The organism is Arthrobacter pascens (genome assembly GCF_017052465.1).
Taxonomy (GTDB): Bacteria; Actinomycetota; Actinomycetes; order Actinomycetales; family Micrococcaceae; genus Arthrobacter; species Arthrobacter pascens.
Genome location: NZ_JAFHKT010000025.1, coordinates 1 through 506, shown reverse-complemented (window position 1 = coordinate 506; position 506 = coordinate 1). Strand labels below are relative to the sequence as shown.

General features: G+C 61.1%; 1 protein-coding gene. It reads left to right on the top strand.

Annotated elements, in window-relative coordinates; genetic code table 11:
- Positions 1-224 precede the first annotated feature (224 nt).
- A partial coding sequence (locus JYA52_RS00105) for a transposase (RefSeq protein WP_504739499.1) occupies positions 225-506 on the top strand: 282 nt, incomplete at its 3' end.

Sequence of the window (506 nt, the reverse complement as noted above, 5' to 3'; positions counted from 1 at the left end):
GGCGCCGTCGAGCGCCTGCCGGAGCTTCTGCGCGTCTTCGGCGGGAAGTGCGCCCGCCACCCTGGGAGCTATCAATGCCATGGCAGACGCCGAGCTGCTGCGCTGCGGCTTCCCATGACCGGCCCTTCCCCGCAGGACCGGCCCGGACCCCCTGTGTGTCAGGCGCTTGTGTGACAGGTTTGTGTCTATACCGGACGGGGCACTCGGGGCGGGGAAGGTCTTTGATGGATTTTGTTGATCCTGTCCGCCATTCCAATCGTCGCTTCACTGTTGACGAGAAAAACGCGATTCTGGATGAGCACGAGAAGTGTTTTGAGCTAGGTTCCAAGGCTGCACTGGCCAGGGCCGTTGGGATCAAAGCTGCGTCTATTCGGGAATGGGCGTGTGCCCGGGAATCCGGTGAGCTGCCGGCTGCGGCAGGTTCAAGTTGGGAGGATCCGCGATTGAACGCAGGAGATAAGAAGCAGCTCAAACGCGTATTGAGGGAAAACGAACTCCTCAAGGCC